Source organism: Ochrobactrum soli (assembly GCF_003664555.1).
In the GTDB taxonomy this organism is placed as follows: domain Bacteria; phylum Pseudomonadota; class Alphaproteobacteria; order Rhizobiales; family Rhizobiaceae; genus Brucella; species Brucella teleogrylli.
The window spans coordinates 443835-466577 of the sequence record NZ_RCHH01000003.1 but is presented as its reverse complement, the minus strand read 5'-3'; the positions used below and the strand labels follow the sequence as shown (position 1 = coordinate 466577).

Here is a 22743-nt window from a genome sequence, read left to right as displayed (position 1 = left end):
GCGATCAAGTGAAGCACCTTCTGCACGCAATTGCTAATTCCCCTCGAAATCTTGAGCGGCATGGTCTATTCAAGATTTGAGAGCGAGGTTTTCCATGACCCAAATGACCAAAACAGACGCGTCCCCATCTGAAGCCCCGAAGGTTGACGAAGAGCGCAAGACACTGGTTCTGACCGGCGCCAGCCGCGGTATCGGCCATGCGACCGTCAAGCGTTTTTCGCGTGCAGGCTGGCGCGTGATTACCTGCTCGCGGCAGGATTTTTCCGATAATTGCCCATGGCCCGCCGGACCGGAAGACCATATCAAGGTCGATCTGGCCGATCAGGAAGACGTCGGCAAAGCGATTGCCGAAATCCGCCGTCGCCTTGAAGCCAATGGCAGCAAGCTGCATGCGCTCGTCAACAATGCAGGCATTTCGCCGAAAGCACAGGGCGGCCGCCGCCTGAATTCGATTGAAACGCCGATGGCCGTGTGGCGCGACGTGTTTCAGGTCAATTTCATGGCCCCTATCATGCTGGCGCGTGGCCTGTTCAAGGAACTGGAAGCCGCACAGGGTTCGGTCGTCAATGTGACCTCCATTGCAGGCAGCCGTGTTCACCCCTTTGCAGGCACCGCTTATGCCACGTCGAAAGCAGCGCTTTCCTCGCTGACGCGCGAAATGGCCTCGGATTTCGGCCCCTATGGCATCCGCGTCAACGCTATTGCGCCGGGCGAAATCGACACGGCGATCCTGTCGCCGGGCACAGAAAAGCTGGTGGAACAATTGCCCATGCGCCGCCTTGGCAAAACCTCGGAAGTCGCGGAAACCATCTACTTCCTGTGCACTGAAGCTTCATCCTATGTCACGGGATCGGAAATCCATATCAATGGCGGCCAGCACGTCTAACAAATGCAAAGCGCGGCTGTTGAAAAACACCGCGCTTTTTGTTTAGCTGCCTTCAATCGATTTAAAACCCAATTCAACAGAAACCGAGCCATGATCCTTTGTTGCGGTGAAGCCCTGATCGACATGCTGCCACGCGAAGCCGCGACCGGCGAAACAGCCTTCGTGCCTTTTGCGGGCGGTTCGGTTTTCAATTCGGCCATAGCGCTTGGGCGACTTGGCGTGCCGACAGGCTTCTTCTCCGGCATTTCCTCGGATTTCTTCGGCGAAGTGCTGCGTGACACGCTGGCGCGCTCCAATGTCGATTATTCCTTTGCCGCCATTTCGGATCGCCCGACGACGCTTGCCTTCGTCCGCCTCGTGGACGGTCAGGCGCGCTATGCTTTCTACGACGAGAATACGGCTGGCCGCATGCTTTCCGAAAGCGACATGCCTTTCGTGGATGAAAGCATCGACGCCATGCTGTTTGGCTGCATCAGCCTGATTTCCGAGCCATGCGGCAGCGTCTATGAAGCGCTGATGACCCGTGAAGCTAAAAAGCGGGTCATGTTCCTCGATCCCAATATCCGCGCCGGTTTCATCACCGACCGCGAGAAGCATCTGGCGCGCATGAAACGCATGATCGCGCTGGCCGATATCGTGAAACTGTCCGACGAAGACCTCAACTGGTTCGGCGAACATGGCAGCCATGACGAAATCGCCGCCGAATGGCTGAAGCTCGGTCCAAAGCTGATCGTCATTACCAAGGGCGCCCATGGCGCCGATGCCTATACGGCCCATGCAACGGTGCGTGTGCCGGGCGTCAAAGTTGATGTCGTGGACACGGTTGGCGCGGGCGATACGGTCAATGCGGGCATTCTGGTCAGCCTGCACAATCAGGGCTTGCTCAACAAGGCGGCCATCGCAACTCTGAACGAAGACCAGATTCATTCTGCTATTGCGCTTGGCGTCCGGGCTGCTGCCGTCACCGTTTCCCGCGCGGGCGCAAACCCGCCATGGGCCGCAGAAATGCGCGATTGATTCCGTCATCTACAGATAAGACAGCGCCTTCTAACCTACGCCATTGACCCGACTCAATTCCCGCCTTCTATAGGGAGTGGGTGGGAGAGAATCGAATATGGCGAAGGACAATTCAGTGGACGTCTTGCGCATCGCAGCCTTCTCACAAGGCAATCAGGGCGGCAACCCAGCAGGTGTGCTGATTGCGGACCGCCTCCCCTCTCCAGAGGAAATGCAGAAAATCGCCAAGGAGGTGGGCTTTTCTGAAACGGCTTTCGCCGCGCCGGACGGCGAAAGCTGGCGCGTGCGTTATTTCGCGCCTGAAATGGAAGTGCCGTTCTGCGGCCATGCCACCATTGCGCTCGGTGCAGCGCTGGCCATGCGCATGGGCGACGGACATTTCAACCTGAAGCTCAATAACAGTACCATCAGCGTGGACGGTCGCAAGGAAGGCGAGTTGTTCGCCGCCAGCCTGCAATCGCCGCCGACGCGCAACCGTGCCGCCGCTGAAGTCGAGGTGGAACAGGCACTCTCGCTGTTCAGCTACGACAAGGACGATCTCGCGCCCGGCATTCCGCCGGCGCTGATCCATGCGGGCGCGGACCATATCCTGTTGCCGCTGCGCTCACGCGAGAAGCTTGCTTCGATGCATTACGATCTGGCGCGTGGCCGCGTAATGATGAAGCGGCAGGGCTGGACGACCATCCTGCTGATCCATTCGGAAACGCCGCAACGCTTCCATAGCCGCAACCCGTTTGCTGCTGGTGGCGTCTATGAAGACCCGGCGACGGGCGCTTCCACGGCGGCCTTTGCCGCCTATCTGCGCGATATCGGCTGGCCGCATGGCGGCGAGATCGAAGTGTTTCAGGGCGAGGATATGGGCAGTCCGTCGCATCTTCGCGCCCAGATCGGCACGGAACGCGGCGGATCAATCCGCCTTTCCGGCACAGCACGGCTGATGGAATAGCGGTAAAACGCGGCTCGTAACGTCAGTGGAGATTCGGCGTTATGGTGAGACGAAAATGCCGTTCTTCGAGAACCGGCGCGCAGCGTACTTAAAGGTACGTGAGCACCGGAAGCGCAGAAGAGCGGTATTTGCAGGCCACCAGAACCCGAATATCCGCTGACGTTTAAACTCTGACGAGCTGCTCCACTCTTTCCTCATTGCCGAAGAATTTGAGATAACGCGCCACTTCCTTCGGGTCGCCCGTCGCTTTCTGCGGATTGTCGGAAAGCTTGACCGCCGGATGACCATTGGCATCCGTGACCTTACAGACCAGCGAAATGGCATTCAGCCCTTCGATGCTCTTGGGCGCGCAACCCATGAAATCATTGGTGAGGTTTGTGCCCCAGCCGAAGCTCATGCGCACACGGCCTTCGAAATGGCGATAGGTGTCTTCGATCGTATCGACATCCAGCGCATCGGAGAAAATGAGCAGCTTTTCACGCGGGTCTTTTCCGCGTGATTTCCACCATTCGATGATGCGTTCGCCGCCTTCGACGGGCGGGGCGCTGTCGGGACGAAAACCCGTCCAGTCGGCAACCCAGTCCGGCGCATTGCGCAGGAAGGCCGCGGTGCCGAAAGCGTCCGGCAGAACAATCAGCAGATTGCCGCCATAATAACGGTTCCAGTCCTGCAACACGCGATAGGGCGCGCTGCGCAGTTCCTCGTCGGTCTTGGCGAGTGCGGCCAGCACCATCGGCAATTCATGCGCGTTGGTGCCGAGCGCTTCAAGGTCGGTATCCATCGCCAGAAGCACGTTGCTGGTGCCGGTAAAGGAATCGCCGATGCCCTCCTTCAGCGCCTCCACGCACCAGCGCTGCCACAGGAACGAATGTCGACGGCGGGTGCCGAAGTCGGAAATCTTCAGATCCGGCAGCAGGCGCAGCCGTTCCACCTTGCTCCACATCTTGGCTTTGGCGCGGGCATAGAGCACATCGAGCGAAAACGGCCCGAGGTTCTTCATCGCCGCGCGCGAACGCAGTTCGTTGATGATGGCAAGCGCTGGAATTTCCCACATCGATGTGTGAGACCACGGCCCGTGGAAATGCAGCTCGTACTGCCCGTCCTTGCGACGAAGCTCATATTCCGGCAGCTGGAAATCATGCAGCCATGCCAGGAATTCCGGCTGGAAAATCTGCTTGCGGCCATAGAAGGTGTTACCCGCCAGCCAGATCATTTCCTTTTTGGAGAAGCGCAGCGTGCGCGCATGATCAAGCTGCGCGCGCAGCTCGCCTTCTTCGATCTCGTCGGCGAGGCGCACAGAGGTCGTGCGATTGATGAGCGAGAAGGTCGCGTCCACCTTGGGATAGAGGCCCCAGATCATCTGGAGCATCAGAAGCTTGTAGAAATCCGTATCCAGCAGGCTGCGGATAATAGGATCGAGCTTCCAGGCATGGTTATAGACGCGGCGCGCGATATCAGTTCTGGCCATCACGGCCTCCAGCAAACAACAAGTATCCGATGGCACAAGGGCTAATTCTACTTAGCCTGAGTCGTGCAAAAGGCGGGTTTTCACCCGCCTTTTTAATCGGTTCACTTCTGTTTGGGAAGCTCTACCACAATTTCATGTTCGCCATCCGGCTTGATCGGCACGCCTTCGTCCGGTTTGCCGACCTTGCGGCCGTTGAACTTGATCGCCTTATCCTTAGCGCCAGCGACAACCTTGACCCGGTAGAGCGCCTCGCCGAAACGAAGCTCGGCTTCATAGCCGTCCCATTCCGGCGGCAATGCCGGATCAAGATGCAGCCTGTCTCCACGCTTTGTCACACCGAGGATGCCCTCGGTTGCCACGCGGTAGAACCAGCCTGCCGAACCCGTATACCAGGTCCAGCCGCCCTGCCCGCGACGCGGCTCGACGGAATAGATGTCTGCTGCGATCACATAAGGTTCAACACGGTAGGTGTCCGGGTTGCGGCCATGATTGACCGGGCTGATCAGCGAGAACAGACGCCAGGCTTCCGCTGTCTTTCCCATGCGGGCCAGCGCCAGAATGGCCCAGGTTGCGCCATGGGTGTACTGACCGCCGTTCTCGCGAACGCCGGGCGGATAGCCCTTGATGTAACCCGGCTCCTGCACGGTCTTGTCGAAAGGCGGCGTGAATAGGCGAAGCAGTTCGCCCTCCTCATCCAGCAGACGTTTTTGGAGCGAAGCCATCGCCTGTTCGGCGCGCTTTGGATCTGCCACACCGGACAACACGCTCCAGGATTGCGCGATGGCGTCGATCTGGCATTCGTCGCTGTCTTTCGAACCAAGCGGCGCGCCATTGTCGTAGAAGCCACGACGATACCATTCGCCATCCCAGCCGTCGCGGTCGAGCGCCGCCGTCAGGCTGTCCAGATGCGCTTTCCAGATATCAACGCGAACATTATCCTTGCGCGCTTCGGCAATCGGGATGAACTGGCGCAGCGTATAGGCCAGGAACCAGCCGAGCCACACGCTTTCGCCTTCGCCCTTCACACCGACAAGGTTCATGCCGTCGTTCCAGTCGCCGCCGAGGATCAGCGGCAGACCATGCTTGCCGGTGCGGTCGACCGCAAGGTCGAGCGCCAGCGCGCAATGCTCGTAAAGGCTCACCGTGTCCTTGGAGATTTCCGGCTCATAGAAGGCATCATGTTCGCCTTCTTCCAGCTTGCGTCCGACGAGGAATGGCAGCTTTTCATCGAGGATCGAGCGGTCGCCCGTGGTCTCGACATAAAGCGATGTGCCATAGCCGAGCCAGACCACATCGTCCGAGATCAGTGTGCGCACACCGGCACCTGTGGCGGGCAGCCACCAATGCTGGACATCGCCTTCCGGGAACTGGCGCGATGCGGCATTGAGGATCTGCGCGCGGGCGAGCGTCGGATCGACGAGCAGCAGCGACAGCGTGTCCTGCAACTGGTCGCGGAAGCCGAAGGCGCCGCTGGCCTGATAGAAAGCGGCACGCGCCCAGATACGGCAGGCAATCGCCTGATAAGGCAACCAGCCATTGACCAGAAGATCGAAGGCCGGATCAGGCGTCTTCACCTGCACGCGATTGAAGAGCGTTTCCCACTGGTTCTTCGCCGCCTGCAGCTTGTCCTCGAAAGACGCGGTGCGGGCGTCGGAAATCAGCTTTTTCGCCTGCACCTGATCGGCGGCATTGCCGAGCAGGAACACCAATTCGCGGCTTTCGCCAGGACCGACCTCGATGTCGAGCGCAAGCGCCGCGCACGGATCACGTCCGGCTTCCACCGTGTTGGAGAGCGCCCTGCCCGCGAGCACGACTTCCGGCCTGTCCACCGAACCGGTGGTGCCAATGAACTCGCTGCGATCAGCCGTCACCGATTGCGGCTTTTCAGTCGCTGCAAAGAAGGCGATCTGGCCCGATTTGTCGGGATGATACGGGTTGCCCGCAAAGAGCGCACCCAGTTCATCATCATGCGACGGCACGATGAACGGCACGTTCTTGGCGCGGGCATTGCCCAGCACCCATTCGACGTAACCATAGGCGCGCAGCTTGCGCTTGGAGCGACCCTTGTTGGTCACCGTCAGGCGCGACAGGCGCACCGGCTTGTCGGCATCGACAATATGGGTCAGTTCCAGCGCCAGTTCGCCATGCTGTGCGGCGAAAGTGCTGTAGCCATGGCTGTGGCGGGCTTCGTAAGTCACCGCCTCGTCGCGCAGCACATTCGACGTTGGCGCGAAGGTGCGGCCCGTTTCGCGGTCGAGGATATAGATCGCCTCGCCCGGACGGTTGGTGACCGGATCGTTGGCCCATGGGGTCAACTGATAGTCGCGGCTGTTGCCAGCCCAGGTGAAGGCCGAACCTTCCGCCGAGACATGGAAACCGAAGGACGGATTGGCGATGACATTGATCCACGGATGGGGCGTGTTGGTGAGGCCATTGACCCGCACCACATAGCTGCCATCCTCCGCAAAACCGCCATAACCGTTCCAGAACTGGAGATCGTCGCCCGACGGAGCCGGACGATTGGTGACCTTCGGCTTGACGACCGGACGGCGTTCTTCCGTACCGCCGACGCCACGTTCGATGGCGACAGGCGCAAGTCCGGCAGCACCGAGACCCTGTGCCGCCGCCTGACCATTGGTCGCCGACTTGGCATCGCGGGCGGCGAGATCGACGGTGATTTCCTCACTGCGGCGCAGCTGTTCGGCCAGCGAACCGTTCTGCGCGTGCATGACGATACGGGCAGAAGCCAGGAGCGTGTTGTAGCTTTCGTCGCTCATCTGGTCGCGGCGCACCGCGAAGATATGCGGCTGCCCGCCGCCACGGGCGCGGAAACCTTCCACGATCCAGTCGATGGCGCGCTGCGTATCCTGCGCATAGGAGAAGGCGCGTTCGTTGACCGCCACCACATCGACGGTGAGGCCCTTCGAGCGCCAATATTCCTGCGCGCGCAACACGCCGCGCAGCACTTCGAGATCGGCTTCGTTGTCGATCCGCAATGCGAAGATCGGATAATCGCCGGAAATCGACATCGGCCACAGATCGGACTGTTTGCCGAGACCGCTGGCGATGGTTTCCGGCGGCTGGCGCAAGGTCCGCTCGGGATAGAGCAGATAGGCCGCGACCTTCTGGTAATCGGCAGCCTCCGCCGGCTTGATACCAATATGGTAGAGCTGCACCTGCGAGCTGGTCCAGGACAGCGAATATTCGCGGGCAAAGCTTTCCGGATGGCGATGCATCGCCACGGCATGTTCCACCGCATCGCGGCTGCCACCGGCGAAGGTCCAGAAAACGAGGCTCACCTTCTTGTGTGCCGGTACGCGGACACGGGTGCGCACCGATGCAATCGGATCGAGCACGCAGCCCTGGCTGCCGCTAAATTTCGCACCCGGCTCGAAGGCAATCGCATCACGCAGGCTGCGGCCACGACCGATGAAGGCGCGGCGGTCGGTTTCGACCTCGGTTTCACGCACAGCGCCAGTCAGATCGGTGACGAAATGCGCAACATGGATATCCGGGTCGGACGGCGCGCGCTTGCGGCGCGTGGCATAGATGGTCGAACCGTTATCGGCGATTTCGGTTTCGACGAACATCTTGGCAAAGGCCGGATGGGCGGCATCGCTGTCCTTGTCGGTCAGCACCAGTTCCTCATAGGACGTGACTTCGATGATGCGGTCACGCGCCGAGGTGTTGATGATGTCGAGCCTGCGGCCCTCACCGTCATATTCCGACGAGACGATCACTTCCATGACCGTCTTGATATCGCCGGCGGTCTTGTAGAATTCCGCCTTGTCTTCGGTGAAGACGGTCTTGGTTTCTTCTTCCGGGTTGCGCACCGGCTCGCCGGTCGCCGACCACCAATAGCCGCTTTCCATGTCCCGCAGGAACAGGAAGGAACCCTGAAGGTCTTCCGACGCATCGGCGTGGAAACGGGTGATATCCCAATTGTGCCAGCGGCTGTAGCCGGAACCATTGGCCGTGACCATCAGCGCATATTGGCCGTTCGACATCATATGCGTGGTGCGCGGCGCCTTGAACGGCTTGTCGATGATGCGCATCGGTGCATCGTCGAAACCGCCCGAATCCACGCGCATCGGATTTTCTGTCTTGGCGTAAATCATCGGGATTTCGCGCGGCGCCTTTTCCTGCAACAGGAGTTCGGCGGCTTCGATCACCGGATCGGAGTGGAAACGCTCGCGCATGCGGCCTTCGAAGATCACATTGTTGACCGCGATGATCGCCATACCATGATGGTGGGCATAATAGTTCTTCACGACCGCGCAGGTTTCGCCTTCGCGAACACGCGACGGGGTGAAGTCCACGGAATCGTGGAAGCCATAGCGGCCCAGCGCGCCAAGCTTGGCCAGACGCTTGAGGTTGGCGACGGCAGCCGCTGGCTGATATTGCGACGCAAGCAGGCTCGCATAAGGCGCGATAACCGCATTGCGCGACAGGCCGCGCTGCAAGCCCAGATTAGGCACGCCGAAGTTGGAATACTGGTAGTTCATATGCGCGTCACGCGCATTGAACGCCGCTTCGGAAATACCCCATGGCAGACCGCGCGAGGTCGCATAGTCGATCTGACGTTGCACCACGAGTTTGTTGGTCTGGTCGAGCAACGAACCGAGCGGCTCGGACATGACCAGCGGCGGCATCAGATATTCGAACATCGAGCCGGACCAGGAGAGCAGAGCGCCCTTCCAGCCCACCGGCACCAGTAGACGGCCCAGCTTGAACCAATGCTCGACCGGCACGTCGCCCTTGGCGATGGCGAAGAGGCTCGCCAGACGGGCTTCGGAAGCCAGAAGATCGTAGCAGCTTTCGTCCAGTTCGTTTTCCTGCACGCGGAAACCGATCGACAGAAGGCGACGTTCCTTCCGCTCAAGGAAGCCGAACTGCATATCGAAGGCCAGCTGACGCGAACGGGTTGCGAGATCGCGCAGGCGCTCGCGCAGCGCGTCGGTGTCGCGTTCGCCCATGGCGTCATCGGTGTGCGCCTGGCAGGTATCGACCAGAATACGCGCCCATTCCTTGGCCTCGGCGCTGGCGGGCGTCTCGATCTCGCTGTCGAGTTCTTCCATCAGACGCACGATATCATTGGCGAAAAGCGACAGGTTGATCGTGCGGAAGGATGCCGTTTCCGGCTCTTCCTTGATGGTGCGCACGGCGCGGCGGAAATTGGCGATACGCTCTTCCAGACGGCGGCGCAGCGGACGCAGGATGCGGCGGTCGTCCGGGATACTCGCGATGGTTTCCTCAAGGATGTCGTTGACATCGAGGATACCGTCGAGGTCGCCCTGCACATAGACGGATGGCGCTTCGGCCCATTCTTCGAGCGCCGAAGACAATGTCACCAGATGGCCGGCGAGATTGCCGCTATCCACCGCCGAAACATAAAGCGGGCGCATCGGCGTCAGCGTGTTGGTCTCATACCAGTTGTAGAGATGGCCCTGATACTTCTCCATCTTCTCCAGCGTATTGACGGTCGCCTCGACACGCTCCACCGTTTCGTCGAAGCCAATCCAGCCGAAATCGCGGGCTGCGACAATCGACAGAAGATAGACGCCGATATTGGTCGGAGAGGTACGCTGCGCCAGCACCGGCAGCGGGTCTTCCTGGAAGTTATCCGGCGGCAGATGATGGTTTTCATCATTCGCGAATTCGGCAAAATAACGCCAGGTTCGGCGCGCATAACGGCGCAGATCAGACTTGTCGGATGACAGAACTTCGAGCGTGTCCTGCGGCTTGGCCGAACGGCTGACCAGCCAAGCGATCAGCGGCGAGACGAACCAGATCACCGCAAAGGGAGCTGCGATAAGCGCGGCGTGGCTTTCGGCTGCGAGAGGCACGAACATCGCCAGACCAGCAATGGCCATGGCTGGCCACATGAGCTGGAAATAGAACAGCAGCGTGTCCGGTGAGGTCTTGGCCTGCGCCGCTGTGCGCCATTCCAGAAGGTTGCGGCGCGAAACGAACAGACGATAGACCGTGCGCGCAATGGCATCGGCCATCAGAAAGGCCGAATGCGCGATGAAGGTGGTGCGCAGCGCCACATCCGCCGTGCCCAGTGCAATATCGGTCAGCACCGATTGCGCATGGCCCTTCAGCGAATAATCCATATTCACCGGGATCAGATTGGTGACGATGCCGAAAGTCGGCGCGACGAACATGCTGACGATCAGGAAGCCCTGCCAGACGGCAGCAACGCCAAGCGGCAGCACGCTCCAGCCGATTACGGCGGCAAGCAACCACAAGATCGGGTTCAGCGAACGGCGCAGATTGTCCACCATCTTCCAACGCGTCGTGGCGCTGACGCCGCGATTGGTGGAAAACAGCCATGGCAGAAGCTGCCAGTCGCCACGCGCCCAGCGATGGTGGCGCGACACATCGACATTATAGCCGGTCGGATAATCTTCCACGACTTCAACATCGCTGACGAGTGCAGCGCGGGCATAGCCGCCTTCGAGAAGATCGTGGCTGAGAAGCGTGTTTTCCGGCACGCGATCCTTCAGCGCCGCCTCAAAGGCGTCGATGTCGTAAAGACCCTTACCGGTAAATGTGCCCTCGCCCAGCAGATCCTGATAAGTATCGGAAACCGCGAAGACGTAAGGATCGATACCGCGATTGACCGAGAAGACGCGTTGCAGGAACGATGCCTCGTCGCCCGTCGTCAGCGACGGCGTCACGCGCGGCTGCAAAATGCCATAACCGCGAACAACCTTGCCGGTCTTTTCATCGATGACCGGACGGTTCAGCGGATGGCTGAGTTTGCCAGCAAGATTGGTGACGGATTCCGGCGTCAGACGCGTATCGGCGTCCAGCGTCATCACATATTTGATTTCCTTCGGCAGACGCTCATCCGGCGGGAAGAAGCTCGTATCCTGATCGCCGCGCAGAAGCAGGTTCAGCTCGTGCAGCTTGCCGCGCTTGCGCTCCCAACCCATCCAGCAATTCTGCTTGTCGTTGAACAGGCGACGGCGATGCATGAGGAAGAAGCGCGGCTGGTCGCCGCCCGTATAATGCTCGTTGAGCTTGGCGATTTCCTCACGCGCATAGTCATAGATTTCCATGTCCGCAGGCTTGATTTCCTGCTTCGCATCCACCCAGTCGCTGACCAGCGCGAAATAAATCTCGCCGCGCGGATTGGTGAGATAATGGACTTCCAGATTGCGGATCTGCTCGTCGATGGAATCACGCGAGGTGATGAAGGTCGGCACCGCGACAAGCGTGCGCGCTTCTTCAGGCAAGCCTTCCTTATATTCGAATCCGATCAGGCGCGTCGGCTGCACGAACCACGGCACCAGCGCATTGAACAGCGAATAGGAGGCATCCATCGCCGGGAAGATCGCCAGCAGCGTGAACAGCAGGCGCAGATCGGTCGAAAGACCGGCACGGCTCATGCAGTAATTGACGAGCAGCAGAATCAGGATCGTGAAGATCGCCGTCGGGATGAATAGCCCAAGAAGTCCAAGCCCGCGATAAAAGCGCAGCGCCTTGACGCCGAACGGCGCCTTGTAGCCACAGACTTTCTCAAGATCGCTGCGACCGTCGCCCGACAGATAATAGGCGATGGAGCCCTTGCCTTCGGCTTCCGGATGACCGGCCTGCTCGGCACGCTGGCCTTCCTCGGCAAGCTTGAGCGCTGCCCAGGTGATATCGATTTCGCTCATATCCGAATAGCGGGCGAGCTTTTCAATCGTCACGCGATAGGCATTGCGCGAGCGGAAATCCAAGAGTTCGAAATCGCTGTGGTCGCGCAGGATCGCATCGACCTCGTTGACCGTTTCGAACCAGGTTTCCCAATCCACGTCGTCGATGGATTTCAGGCTGCGAATGACGTTGCCCATCGTCACGCCGCCAGTGGACTGGCGTGCATGTTCCTCGACGATGGCGTCTTCCGGGTTGCTGCCTTCCTGTTCCAGAATCCGTTCGAGCCAGCTTGCCGCCGCCGTCGTGTCGGTGGAGGCGGAACGCAGACGATAGAGAAGATGCGTGGCGAAAGTGCTGTCGCGGGCGGCCTGCGCATATTGCGCCAGAACCGCATCGAGTTCCGCGCCGTCGGCAGCGACCACGATGCGGTCGGCCGCCGTATTGGCGAGATTGCGCATCAGGCGCGCACGATCGACACGCAGAGCCAGACGGCGCGCATTTTCGATCAGGAAATAGCGCACGGCAGAGGGCAGCGCCCACAATTCACCGATCTTCAGCGGCTCGACTTCCTGAAAGCCCTTTACGATGGCCGTCAGGGTTTTGAGCGAGAAATTGCTGTCCGTATGGGCGACATAAAGCCAGGCCAGCGCGAAAATGCGCGGCATGCCTTCGACAGCCTTGTAAGGCGGCAACTGGCGAATGAATCGGCGCGGCAGATCGCGGCGTGCCTGCTGGACATTCTTGTCGATCTGATAATGGTTATCGAGCAACCATTGCGCGGCAGGCGTAATCGTCTCACCGGCACGCGACGCGGCGTCGGACGCGCGATAGGCATGCAGGATCAGCTTGCCGTTTTCGGACAGGCGCTGATCGAACGGAAACGCCAGATAGCCCGGCAGCGGAATGTCTTCCCCGCGGGCAACGGTGCTCGCCAGAACGCGCAGCTCATCTTCCGTCTTGTAAAGCGCGCGGATCGGCGATGGCTGTTCCGGCGGAATCTGATCAGAACCGCCCTGCCCAGTGGATTTCGGCTCCATCGGACTATTCGTTTTGGGCGGCTTTGACGATTTATTCTCGGTTGAGGTTGAATGGGAGTGCGACGAAGACGATTCCGGCATCTGCCTTAACAGCCTTTCCGAAGGGATGAGTTATCTGCGGCGGTGGATACTAAATTCATTTCAATTCAATGTAGGGAAACGACAGTATCCGTAATCGGTTCCCTGCATGTCGCCCGCATTTGGCCAAAATGCGACGGCGGATTGTGCTGATATTCAAACCGTTTAAATCGCAACGCACAATTCTTTCCCGGTAGTAATGTTGCGTTATGGATCAACTCGTTGAATACAACCCTAACATATTGAATTTATAAAAAATACCACCCTGGGTACGGTCGCAGCCATTTTAACGCGCGCCGCCATTCTCGTCCAGAACGGCAAAAAAAGCGGCCTCCGCGCGAGAATCATCGTGCGGAGGCCGCTTTTAGTCTGCTTAGCCAGTCAAAAACCGCGATTCAGGCACCAATCTTCGCCGAAGTTTCACTCGAAGCCTTTTCCGGTCCGCCTGCCGGAAACAGCTTCCAGTAGCGCGGACGAAACGCGATGCGGCTTTTCTCCGCAGCCGGGTGTTCGGCAGGAATTTCGATTTCGATGCGCTCACGCGCGCCGCCCACTTCAAGCTCCACCCGGCGCTTACCGCCGGAGCGTCGGCTTGCCACAACCGTGCCTGCGATGCAGCCGCCGCAACCGTCGAGCAGTTCCACATCATGCGGGCGGAAATAGAGCTGCGCCTCGCCCTCTGCCGCGCCCTCGGCGGTGAGGCCGATATTGCGATCCGTCAGCCAGACCTCGCCATTTTCGACCCGGACCGGAAGCGTGCTGGACTCGCCGATAAATCCATAGACGAAAGGCGAGTTCGGATTGTCATAGATCTCATCGGGCGTGCCGAGCTGTTCGATCCGTCCCTGGCTCATGACCACCACGCGGTCGGCGAGTTCGAGCGCTTCGTCCTGATCATGCGTGACGAAAACGGTCGTATGGCCGGTCTTGTCGTGAATTTCACGCAGCCAGCGGCGCAATTCCTTGCGCACAAGCGCATCGAGCGCGCCAAAAGGCTCATCGAGCAGCAGAACCTTCGGCTCGATGGCCATGGCGCGGGCAAGCGCGACGCGCTGGCGCTGACCACCGGAAAGCTGGGCGGGATAACGCTTTTCCAGCCCCTGCAACTGCACCAGATCGAGCAATTCCAGCGCACGGCGACGGATTTCGCTGGTGGCAGGACGGGTCGAACCGGGGCGCACTTTCAGGCCAAAACCGATATTGTCCGCGACCGTCATATGCCGGAACAGCGCATAATGCTGAAACACAAAACCAACATTGCGCTCCTGCACGCTCTTCTGCGAGGCGTCTTCCTCACCGAAGAAAATCGTGCCTTCCGTCGGTCTTTCCAGCCCGGCGATCAGACGCAGCAGCGTCGTCTTGCCCGAACCGGACGGGCCGAGCAGCGCGATCAGTTCGCCAGACCGGATATCCAGGGACACATTATGCAAAGCCGGAAAACGGGCAAACTCCTTACGCACGTCGGCAACACGAACTTCCATTCCCTATCCTTCCCCTGCCGCTTCGCGGCCATTTATCCTTGAAGCCGCGCCCGGTTTCAACCACCCGGGTCAGCTTTCCAAATTGCCTTCAGTGCCCGTTGCTGCCCGCCAGCTCATCGCTATAGCGCAGCTCCAGGATTGTCTTGATCGCCAGCGTCAGAAGCGCAAGCAGAGCCAGAAGCGAAGCCACCGCAAATGCTGCAACGAAATTATACTCGTTATAGAGGATTTCCACGTGCAAAGGCATCGTATTGGTGAGACCGCGAATGCGGCCCGATACCACGGATACCGCCCCGAACTCACCCATGGCGCGGGCATTACAGAGCAGAACGCCATAGAGAAGGCCCCATTTGATATTCGGCAGCGTGACATAGCGAAATGTCTGCCAGCCATTGGCGCCAAGTGAAATCGCCGCTTCTTCGTCGCCGGTTCCCTGCTCCTGCATCAGCGGGATCAGCTCGCGCGCCACGAAGGGAAAAGTGACGAAGACCGTCGCCAGAACGATGCCGGGCACCGCGAAGAGTATCTGGATCCCGTGCTGCTCCAGCCATGGCCCAAGCAGGCTGTGACTGGAAAACAGCAGCACGAAGACCAGACCGGAAATCACCGGCGACACCGAAAACGGCAGGTCGATCAGCGTGGTCAGCAGCGCCTTGCCCTTGAACTCGAACTTGGCGATGGCCCATGCAGCGGCAACGCCGAAAACCAGATTGAGTGGCACGGCGATGGCCGCGACCGTCAAGGTGAGCTTGATCGCCGACCAGGCGTCCGGCTCCAGCAAGGCTCCGAGATATTCGGTCGGGCCTTTGCGGAACGCTTCCACAAAAACCGCAATCACCGGCAGGATCAGAAAGAGTGCCAGAAACGCCAGCGCCAGCGCAATCAGGATGATGCGCGTGGTCCGGCTTTCCGTCACGGCGCTACGGCTGGCGCGGCCAGTGCGGCTGGCGCGGCCAGTGCCTGTTGTTTCATTCGCCATAGCCGTATTTCTTTCTTGATCGCGCCTGAATGAGATTGATGAACAAGAGCATCGCGAAGGAAAGCACCAGCATGATGGTGGCGAGCGCCGTCGCACCGGCGTAATCATATTCCTCCAGCTTGACGACGATCAGCAGTGGCGCGATTTCCGACACATAGGGCGTGTTGCCCGCAATAAAGATGACCGAGCCATATTCACCCACGCCGCGTGCGAAGGCGAGCGCAAAGCCCGTCAGGATCGCAGGCTGAAGGCTGGGCAGAAGCACCCGCCAGATGGTCTGGAAACGCGTGGCACCGAGAGTCGCCGCAGCCTCTTCGACCTCACGGCTGATTTCTTCCATGATCGGCTGCACCGTGCGCACCACGAAAGGAAGGCCGATGAAGATCAGCGCGACCACGATACCGATGCGCGTAAAGGCGATGCGGATGCCGAAGGGCGCAAACAGGCTGCCGATCCAGCCATTCGGTGCATAGATGGCGGCCAGCGCAATACCGGCAACCGCTGTCGGCAGCGCAAAGGGAATATCGACAATGGCATCGATGAAACGGCGGCCCGGAAAGCGATAGCGGGTCAGAACCCAGGCCAGAATAACGCCGAACACGACATTGACCAGCGCGGCGATGAATGCCGTTCCAAAGCTTGTTTCCAGCGATTTCAACGTGCGTTGATCGGTGATCAGCCGCCAGAAGCCCGAGAAACCGATCTCGCTGGAGCGCAGCACCAGGGCCGCCAGCGGAATGAGAATGAGAAGGGTCAGATAGGCAACACTGAAACCGAACGTCAGTCCGAAACCTGGAATGACGCTCGGCTTGCGAAAGTGCGACCCTGCTCTGGCCCGTGCAGGGAGCGAAGACATGCTGTTGTTTTGTTCCCTTTTTCAGTGGCTGCAAATATCAGCTTCGGCTCTGACCGGCTGACTGTGCTTTTGTCTGCGCCTTATTTGCCCGGCTTGTAGATCTGGTCGAACGTACCGCCGTCACCGAAATGGTAAGGCTGCGCCTTGGCCCAACCGCCGAAAATCGGATCGTCGATGGTTACCAGCGTCAGGTCTGGAAGCTTGCGCTGCTGGTCAGCCGGGATGAGGTCCGGCTTCGACGGACGGTAGAAATGCTTGGCTGCGATAGCCTGACCTTCCGGCGAATAGAGATATTCGAGATAGGCCTGCGCCAGCTTGGTGGTGCCGTTCTCCTCGGCGTTCTTGTCAACGACCGCGACCGGGGGTTCAGCCAGGATCGACTGCGGCGGCACGACGATGTCGAACGCATCTTCGCCGAATTCGGCCACGGAAAGATAGGCTTCGTTTTCCCAGGCCAGCAGCACATCGCCGAGCTGACGCTGCACGAAGCTGGTCGTCGCGCCGCGTGCGCCAGTATCAAGCACCGGCACGTGACGGAACAGGTCAGCGATGTAATCCTTGATCTTCTGTTCGTCGCCGCCATACTGCTTGTAGGCCCAGGCCCAGGCGGCAAGATAGTTCCAGCGCGCGCCGCCGGATGTCTTCGGGTTCGGCGTGATGACTTCCACACCATCCTTCACCAGATCACCCCAGTCCTTGATGGCCTTGGGGTTGCCCTTGCGCACCAGAAAAACGATCGTGGATGTATAAGGCGACGAATTGTTCGGAAGGCGCTTGCGCCATTCCTTGTCGATCTTGCCGGTGCGCGACGCTATCGCGTCGATATCGCTTTCGAGCGCCAGCGTGACCACATCAGCCTTGACGCCGTCGATCACCGAACGGGCCTGCGCGCCCGAACCGCCATGCGATGCGCGGATGGTGACGGTTTCGCCGGTTTCCTTCTTCCAATGCGCCGCAAAGGCCGCATTGTAATCCTTGTAGAGCTCACGCGTCGGATCATAGGACACGTTCAGAAGCGTCTGATCCGCGTGGCTCGCCTGAACGGTTCCGGCCAGCGAGGCCGCTGCCACCAATGCCGCCAAAGTGAGCGAAAGTCTCGATAATTTCACGACCGCCTCCATTGTTTCCTTTGGGCCCCCCACGGGTATCCCTCGTAGCCATTGGTCAGGACAGTATCAGAGGTCTTTGACGACAGGATGCCACAACCTCACCGAAATTTAAAACCGCTTCGAAAAATCTGCTCACTTTTGGGGTTATTTCGGGGATATTTTTTCCAGCGCCCTATCAAAACGCGTCGGGCGGTAGCATCATAAACTCAATGGGCAGGCGCGAGAACTGCCGAAGGCGCAGCGCTGCCCAACGCAAGCGGTGGCTGTTTCGGCTCATTCCATCCCATGTAGTTATAGAACTCATAGCGCCAGACGCCTATCGCTTCATGCAGGGCCAAATCGGTCACCAGAAAAGAAAGTCCCGCCGAAGACATATTGGTATGCGCCGCCGTCAAAAAACCGGCTGCGACCGGCTCGGGCTTCACGCCGAAATGCGCCAGATAGAGCAAGTCACGCTTGATGATCGGCGCTGCCTGCAGCAGCACGATCTTCGCGGGCTTGATCGCACGCAGGATTGCTGCGGTGTTTTTGGCGTTCTGCCAAGTATTCCGGCTCTTTTCGTCCAACAGGATGGAAGCGGGATCAATACCGGCCTTCACCAATTGCCCGGCGATCGATGCCGCCTCGGTCACACCGGTCCCGGCCACATCTGCGCCGCTGACGATGAATGTGCACTTCAGGGCGCTCTCGATACAGTGATGGTTCATGCCCACGGCAGCAAGGATCGGCCCATAGGAAAAGGCGAGCGGTTCGACCACTTTTTCACCGCGTTCCATGACGGTCTGCGTGCCCATGCCGAAGACGATAAAGGCGGTGTTGTCTTCAAGCGAGGATTGCAGCGTCGATGAATAGGACGACTGCAGGCGGTTCATCAGATAATCGGGCAGGATGGCCGACGCGATTGCGCCATACAGAACGATGCCAACGGCAATCGAAACAAAGCCAAGCTTGCGGCATTTGAAATACCAAAGCAGCAACCCGACAACAATAAATGCAATGGTCAGATTAAGTGTCATATCCGGAAAACCGATTATTATTATAAGTTTAGCAATAATTGATGTATTGAGAGACCACACATCGCCCCCAGCTGGCAATCCCAATTATTTCGGAATATTGAACGAGCGCAATGAAAGAATGCCGCGCGCTGTAATCTTTGACGCAAAGATTATCAGTTATTTATAAATACAGCGATTTTATTGAATCACGGCACCAGATAGTGCTTGTCCCACTGGTCGGCGGGGACTTCGTCGCCAATATCATATTGAAAAGACGTTATATTGATGTGTTCATCATCCGTCTTGCAGGTAAAGGCGAGCTTGTACCAGTGCTCGCGGCTGCGGAAGGCAGCACCGTCTGCCGCAATGGAATTCTTCTTCGTCACCGGATCGGAAAAAGCATAGGCCAGCACCTTATCGACCGAAAATTTATTCTGTTCGCGGGTAATCCGCTCCATGGCCTCGACATCGCAGCGCTGTTCCAGACGGGTTACCGGATCGAGCTTTTCGAGCTGCGCTTTCTCGGACGCATTCATCGCGGAAGCAGGCAATGCCATCGAAACCAGGGAAACAAGGCAAGCGAGGGCAAAGGCCGGGGACAAAACAGACATAAACTTCATGAGACTTTCGGATACTCCTCGAAATGCATCGATATATGTCGAAAATTGTTCCCGATGCGAAGCGCGGGACTATAACAGCGATTTGGGACGCAAAGCCGATCATCACCTGAAATTGATATATTACCAGAGCAATTATGACCCAATGCTCTTTTTGACCACAGCTTTTGGCCGGGCCGTCAGTCGGGTTTCGAACAGGATTTGCAGCGATTGATAAGCCCTCATTCCGCAATGGCTCTTGATTTCGCCAGCCCGACCGTGTTTGAAACCTCGAACGCCGCCATCGATGCGAAAGGTAGAGACATGAAGCCCGTATTCCTGCAACTGCAGTGCGCTCCCGGCAAAACCTATGAGGTTGCCGACACTCTCTTTCAGCGCGAGATTGTGTCCGAGCTTTATTCGACCAGCGGTGAATTCGACCTGCTGGCGAAAATCTATATCGCCGAGGGCGACGATATCGGCAAGTTCATCAACGACAATGTGCTCAATATCCCGCATATCGTGCGGTCCCTGACAACGCTGACTTTCACGGCATTCTGATTATCGGCTAATTACCTTCTGGAGCACCCTTCCGGCGGTAAAGATTTGATTCACCATAAGTGAATTATCATGCGGCGAAGGGAACTACCTTCTGTGTTCGCGCATTTTCTGTATGGAAGCGCGGGCCTCGCTCAGTGGGCTCCCGCAGAGGTGAAAGACAGTGATGAACGATCTTGAACAGCGACGCATACTGGTTGTGGAGGACGAAATTTTCGTCGCTCTCGACGTTGCCGCGACTGTGGAAGACGCGAACGGAACGGTTGTCGGTCCGGTCGGCACTGTCCGGCAGGCCATGGATCTCATTAATCGCAATGAAGTCGATGCCGCCATCCTCGATGTCAATCTGATTGACGGCAATGTGGAACCTATCCTGGACCGGCTGAAAAGCCGCAACACATTCGTCGTCATCCATACCGGCGGCGGGCTGCCCGCCGAGCTTGCGGCGCGCTATCCTGAAGTGCCGGTCTTTCAGAAGCCGATCCCGCCCACCATACTGACCCGCACGCTGGCAACCGCCCTTTCAGCCGGCGCGGTGCGCTGAGACCGATGCGGCGGGCGTTCCCAGATTTTGCGACTGTCCTGAAAGAAACCGAGGCGAATTCCGGTCAGGAAGAGGCCGGTCGCCGGTCGCAGATCAATCTTGCATCGGCGTTCTTTTCGGCAAGGTTGGGCGATAGTGCCGCACCCTCACGCCCGGAAATCGATCTTGCGCCGCTTTTCGATGTTGAGGAAAAGTCGGCCGAGAGCGGCCAGCGAGAGACCGAACGGCAAGCAATCGCAGAGCGCATGCAAAACCAGTCGCGCGACGCGATACGGCAAGAGTTGAACCTTCGCCCCGGCCTGACGCGCGCTGAGCTTCAACGCCTGCGTCGCTCCTTTGCCGCGAGCAATCATCCAGACCGCCTGCCACAAGAGTTTCGCGCCGATGCGGAACAGCGTATGAAGATGGCAAATGCCCTTCTCGACACAGCCATGGGGACAGCAGCAAATTGAGTTCAAGCAATTTCGTTACGTTTTGAGCTCAAATTCTTTTGCATTATAACAAGAACCTGCTAGATTGAGGTCAATTGCGCCTGCGAAAGCCTGCGCACGAGAGAACCCCTTTCGTTGTCCGTAAACCGGCAAATGGTCCCGCTTCTGGCAATATGGGGCAATTTGCGCTTTGCCTGCTGCGGGTGGTTCTGTCATACCGCATTATAAAGTTAGAATAATTCCTAAAAGGTCAGAAAATGCCTCCTTATCGTTCGCGAACAACCACCCACGGCCGCAATATGGCGGGTGCGCGCGGCCTATGGCGCGCCACCGGCATGAAGGATGAGGATTTCGGCAAGCCGATTATTGCTGTGGTGAACTCGTTCACACAGTTCGTGCCGGGCCACGTTCACCTCAAGGATCTCGGCCAGCTCGTCGCGCGCGAAATCGAAAGTGCTGGCGGCGTGGCCAAGGAATTCAACACCATCGCGGTCGATGACGGTATCGCCATGGGCCATGACGGCATGCTCTATTCGCTGCCATCGCGCGAACTCATCGCCGACTCGGTCGAATATATGGTCAATGCCCATTGCGCCGATGCGATGGTCTGCATTTCCAACTGCGACAAGATCACCCCCGGCATGCTGATGGCGGCACTTCGCCTGAATATCCCGGTCGTGTTCGTTTCGGGCGGACCGATGGAAGCCGGCAAGGTCGTCTGGGACGACCAGATCAAGAAGCTCGACCTGGTTGACGCCATGGTCGCCGCTGCCGACGATCACTATACCGACGAGCAGGTCAAGACGATTGAACGCTCCGCCTGCCCGACCTGCGGTTCGTGCTCGGGCATGTTCACCGCAAACTCGATGAACTGCCTCACCGAAGCGCTTGGCCTGTCACTGCCGGGCAACGGCTCGACGCTCGCAACCCATGCCGACCGCAAGCGCCTCTTCGTAGAAGCCGGCCATCTAGTCGTCGATCTCGCCCGCCGTTATTACGAGCAGGACGATGAAAGCGTGCTGCCGCGCTCGATTGCAAGCTTCCCGGCGTTTGAAAACGCCATGACGCTCGACATCGCCATGGGCGGTTCGACCAATACGGTTCTGCATCTTCTCGCCGCCGCGCAGGAAGCCGAAATCGATTTCACCATGGCCGATATCGACCGCCTGTCGCGCCGCGTGCCGGTGCTTTGCAAGGTCGCCCCTGCCAACAATACGGTTCACATGGAAGATGTGCACCGTGCGGGCGGCATCATGGGCATTCTCGGCCAGCTCGACAAAGCGGGCCTGATCAATACCGATCTGCCGACCGTGCACAGTCAGACGGTTGCCAAGGCGCTGGATCATTGGGACGTGACCCGTACCAACAGCGAAATGGTGCACAAGTTCTATTCGGCGGCACCGGGAGGCGTGCCGACGCAGGTGGCATTCAGCCAGGAGCGCCGCTTTGATAGCGTCGATACCGACCGCGAAAAGGGCGTTATCCGCTCCAAGGAACACGCGTTTAGTCAGGATGGCGGTCTGGCCGTGCTTTACGGCAATCTGGCGGAAGACGGCTGCATCGTGAAAACGGCAGGCGTGGATGATTCCATCCTGAAATTCTCCGGTCCGGCTCGCATCTTCGAAAGCCAGGATACGGCGGTACTCGGCATTTTGAACGGCAAGATCAAGGCTGGCGATATCGTGCTGATCCGCTATGAAGGCCCACGCGGCGGCCCCGGCATGCAGGAAATGCTCTATCCGACCAGCTATCTGAAGTCGAAAGGCCTCGGCAAAGCCTGCGCGCTGATTACCGACGGTCGTTTCTCGGGCGGCTCGTCGGGCCTCTCCATCGGCCATGTTTCACCGGAAGCAGCCGAAGGCGGCACGATCGGTCTGGTGCGCGAAGGCGATATCATCGATATCGACATTCCGAACCGCAAGATCCACCTCGCCGTGGACGATGCGACGCTGGCCGAACGCCGCGCAGAGCAGGAAGCAACAGGCTGGAAGCCAGCCGAAGAGCGCAAGCGCAAGATTTCCACCGCGCTGAAGGCCTATGCTTCCATGGCAACCAGCGCCGCCAAGGGTGCGGTGCGGAAATTGCCGGATTGATTGGATTGATCAAAAGAAAAGC

General features: G+C 58.8%; 15 protein-coding genes. 7 read left to right on the top strand and 8 right to left on the bottom strand.

The features are described from left to right. Positions 1-94: 94 nt before the first annotated feature. The 3 genes from D8666_RS07610 (at position 95) to D8666_RS07600 (ending at position 2849) form a co-directional block, all read left to right on the top strand. Entirely contained in the window at positions 95-886 is a 792-nt protein-coding gene (locus tag D8666_RS07610) for an SDR family NAD(P)-dependent oxidoreductase (protein WP_121537072.1), read from the top strand. Between the two features lie 90 nt (positions 887-976). Then, positions 977-1903, top strand: a complete 927-nt coding sequence (locus D8666_RS07605) for a carbohydrate kinase family protein (protein ID WP_121537070.1) — start codon at positions 977-979, stop codon at positions 1901-1903. A 115-nt stretch (positions 1904-2018) separates the two neighbouring features. Further along, positions 2019-2849 (top strand): PhzF family phenazine biosynthesis protein, encoded by an 831-nt coding sequence (locus tag D8666_RS07600; protein WP_109370143.1) that lies wholly within the window; start codon positions 2019-2021, stop codon positions 2847-2849. A gap of 163 nt (positions 2850-3012) precedes the next feature. Here D8666_RS07600 and pncB read toward each other — a convergent pair whose 3' ends face one another. The 8 genes from pncB to D8666_RS07560 form a co-directional block, all read right to left on the bottom strand. Then, on the bottom strand, positions 3013-4317 hold the full coding sequence (gene pncB, locus D8666_RS07595) for a nicotinate phosphoribosyltransferase (RefSeq protein WP_121537068.1): 1305 nt from the start codon (positions 4315-4317) through the stop codon (positions 3013-3015). Between the two features lie 101 nt (positions 4318-4418). After that, entirely contained in the window at positions 4419-13001 is an 8583-nt protein-coding gene (locus tag D8666_RS07590) for a glycoside hydrolase family 94 protein (protein WP_371830793.1), read from the bottom strand. A 473-nt stretch (positions 13002-13474) separates the two neighbouring features. Beyond that, positions 13475-14560, bottom strand: a complete 1086-nt coding sequence (locus tag D8666_RS07585; protein ID WP_121537064.1) for a sulfate/molybdate ABC transporter ATP-binding protein — start codon at positions 14558-14560, stop codon at positions 13475-13477. Between the two features lie 88 nt (positions 14561-14648). Beyond that, positions 14649-15539 (bottom strand): sulfate ABC transporter permease subunit CysW, encoded by an 891-nt coding sequence (gene cysW / locus D8666_RS07580; protein WP_121537062.1) that lies wholly within the window; start codon positions 15537-15539, stop codon positions 14649-14651. Then, complete coding sequence (cysT, locus tag D8666_RS07575) at positions 15529-16395, bottom strand: sulfate ABC transporter permease subunit CysT (RefSeq protein ID WP_109368142.1); 867 nt, start codon at positions 16393-16395, stop codon at positions 15529-15531. Before cysT ends, cysW begins: the two co-directional genes overlap by 11 nt. An 80-nt stretch (positions 16396-16475) precedes the next feature. Further along, the gene (locus D8666_RS07570; RefSeq protein WP_121537440.1) at positions 16476-17504 is read right to left on the bottom strand and encodes a sulfate ABC transporter substrate-binding protein; all 1029 of its coding nucleotides are present in this window, start codon (positions 17502-17504) and stop codon (positions 16476-16478) included. 206 nt (positions 17505-17710) lie between these two features. Continuing rightward, entirely contained in the window at positions 17711-18520 is an 810-nt protein-coding gene (locus tag D8666_RS07565) for a YdcF family protein (RefSeq protein WP_121537060.1), read from the bottom strand. Between the two features lie 185 nt (positions 18521-18705). After that, positions 18706-19119 (bottom strand): DUF930 domain-containing protein, encoded by a 414-nt coding sequence (locus D8666_RS07560; RefSeq protein WP_109368141.1) that lies wholly within the window; start codon positions 19117-19119, stop codon positions 18706-18708. 300 nt (positions 19120-19419) lie between these two features. On the opposite strand from D8666_RS07560, the gene D8666_RS07555 reads away from it, so the two are divergent. The 4 genes from D8666_RS07555 (at position 19420) to ilvD (ending at position 22721) form a co-directional block, all read left to right on the top strand. Next, the gene (locus D8666_RS07555; protein ID WP_109370141.1) at positions 19420-19656 is read left to right on the top strand and encodes an Lrp/AsnC ligand binding domain-containing protein; all 237 of its coding nucleotides are present in this window, start codon (positions 19420-19422) and stop codon (positions 19654-19656) included. Between the two features lie 163 nt (positions 19657-19819). Further along, positions 19820-20197, top strand: a complete 378-nt coding sequence (locus tag D8666_RS07550) for a response regulator (protein WP_109368140.1) — start codon at positions 19820-19822, stop codon at positions 20195-20197. A 5-nt stretch (positions 20198-20202) separates the two neighbouring features. Then, positions 20203-20649 carry a hypothetical protein gene (locus D8666_RS07545; protein WP_121537058.1) on the top strand — a complete coding sequence of 149 codons (447 nt, stop codon included), beginning with the start codon at positions 20203-20205 and terminating at the stop codon, positions 20647-20649. Positions 20650-20885: 236 nt separating this feature from the next. After that, the gene (gene ilvD, locus D8666_RS07540) at positions 20886-22721 is read left to right on the top strand and encodes a dihydroxy-acid dehydratase (RefSeq protein WP_121537056.1); all 1836 of its coding nucleotides are present in this window, start codon (positions 20886-20888) and stop codon (positions 22719-22721) included. The last annotated feature ends 22 nt before the right edge of the window (positions 22722-22743 follow it).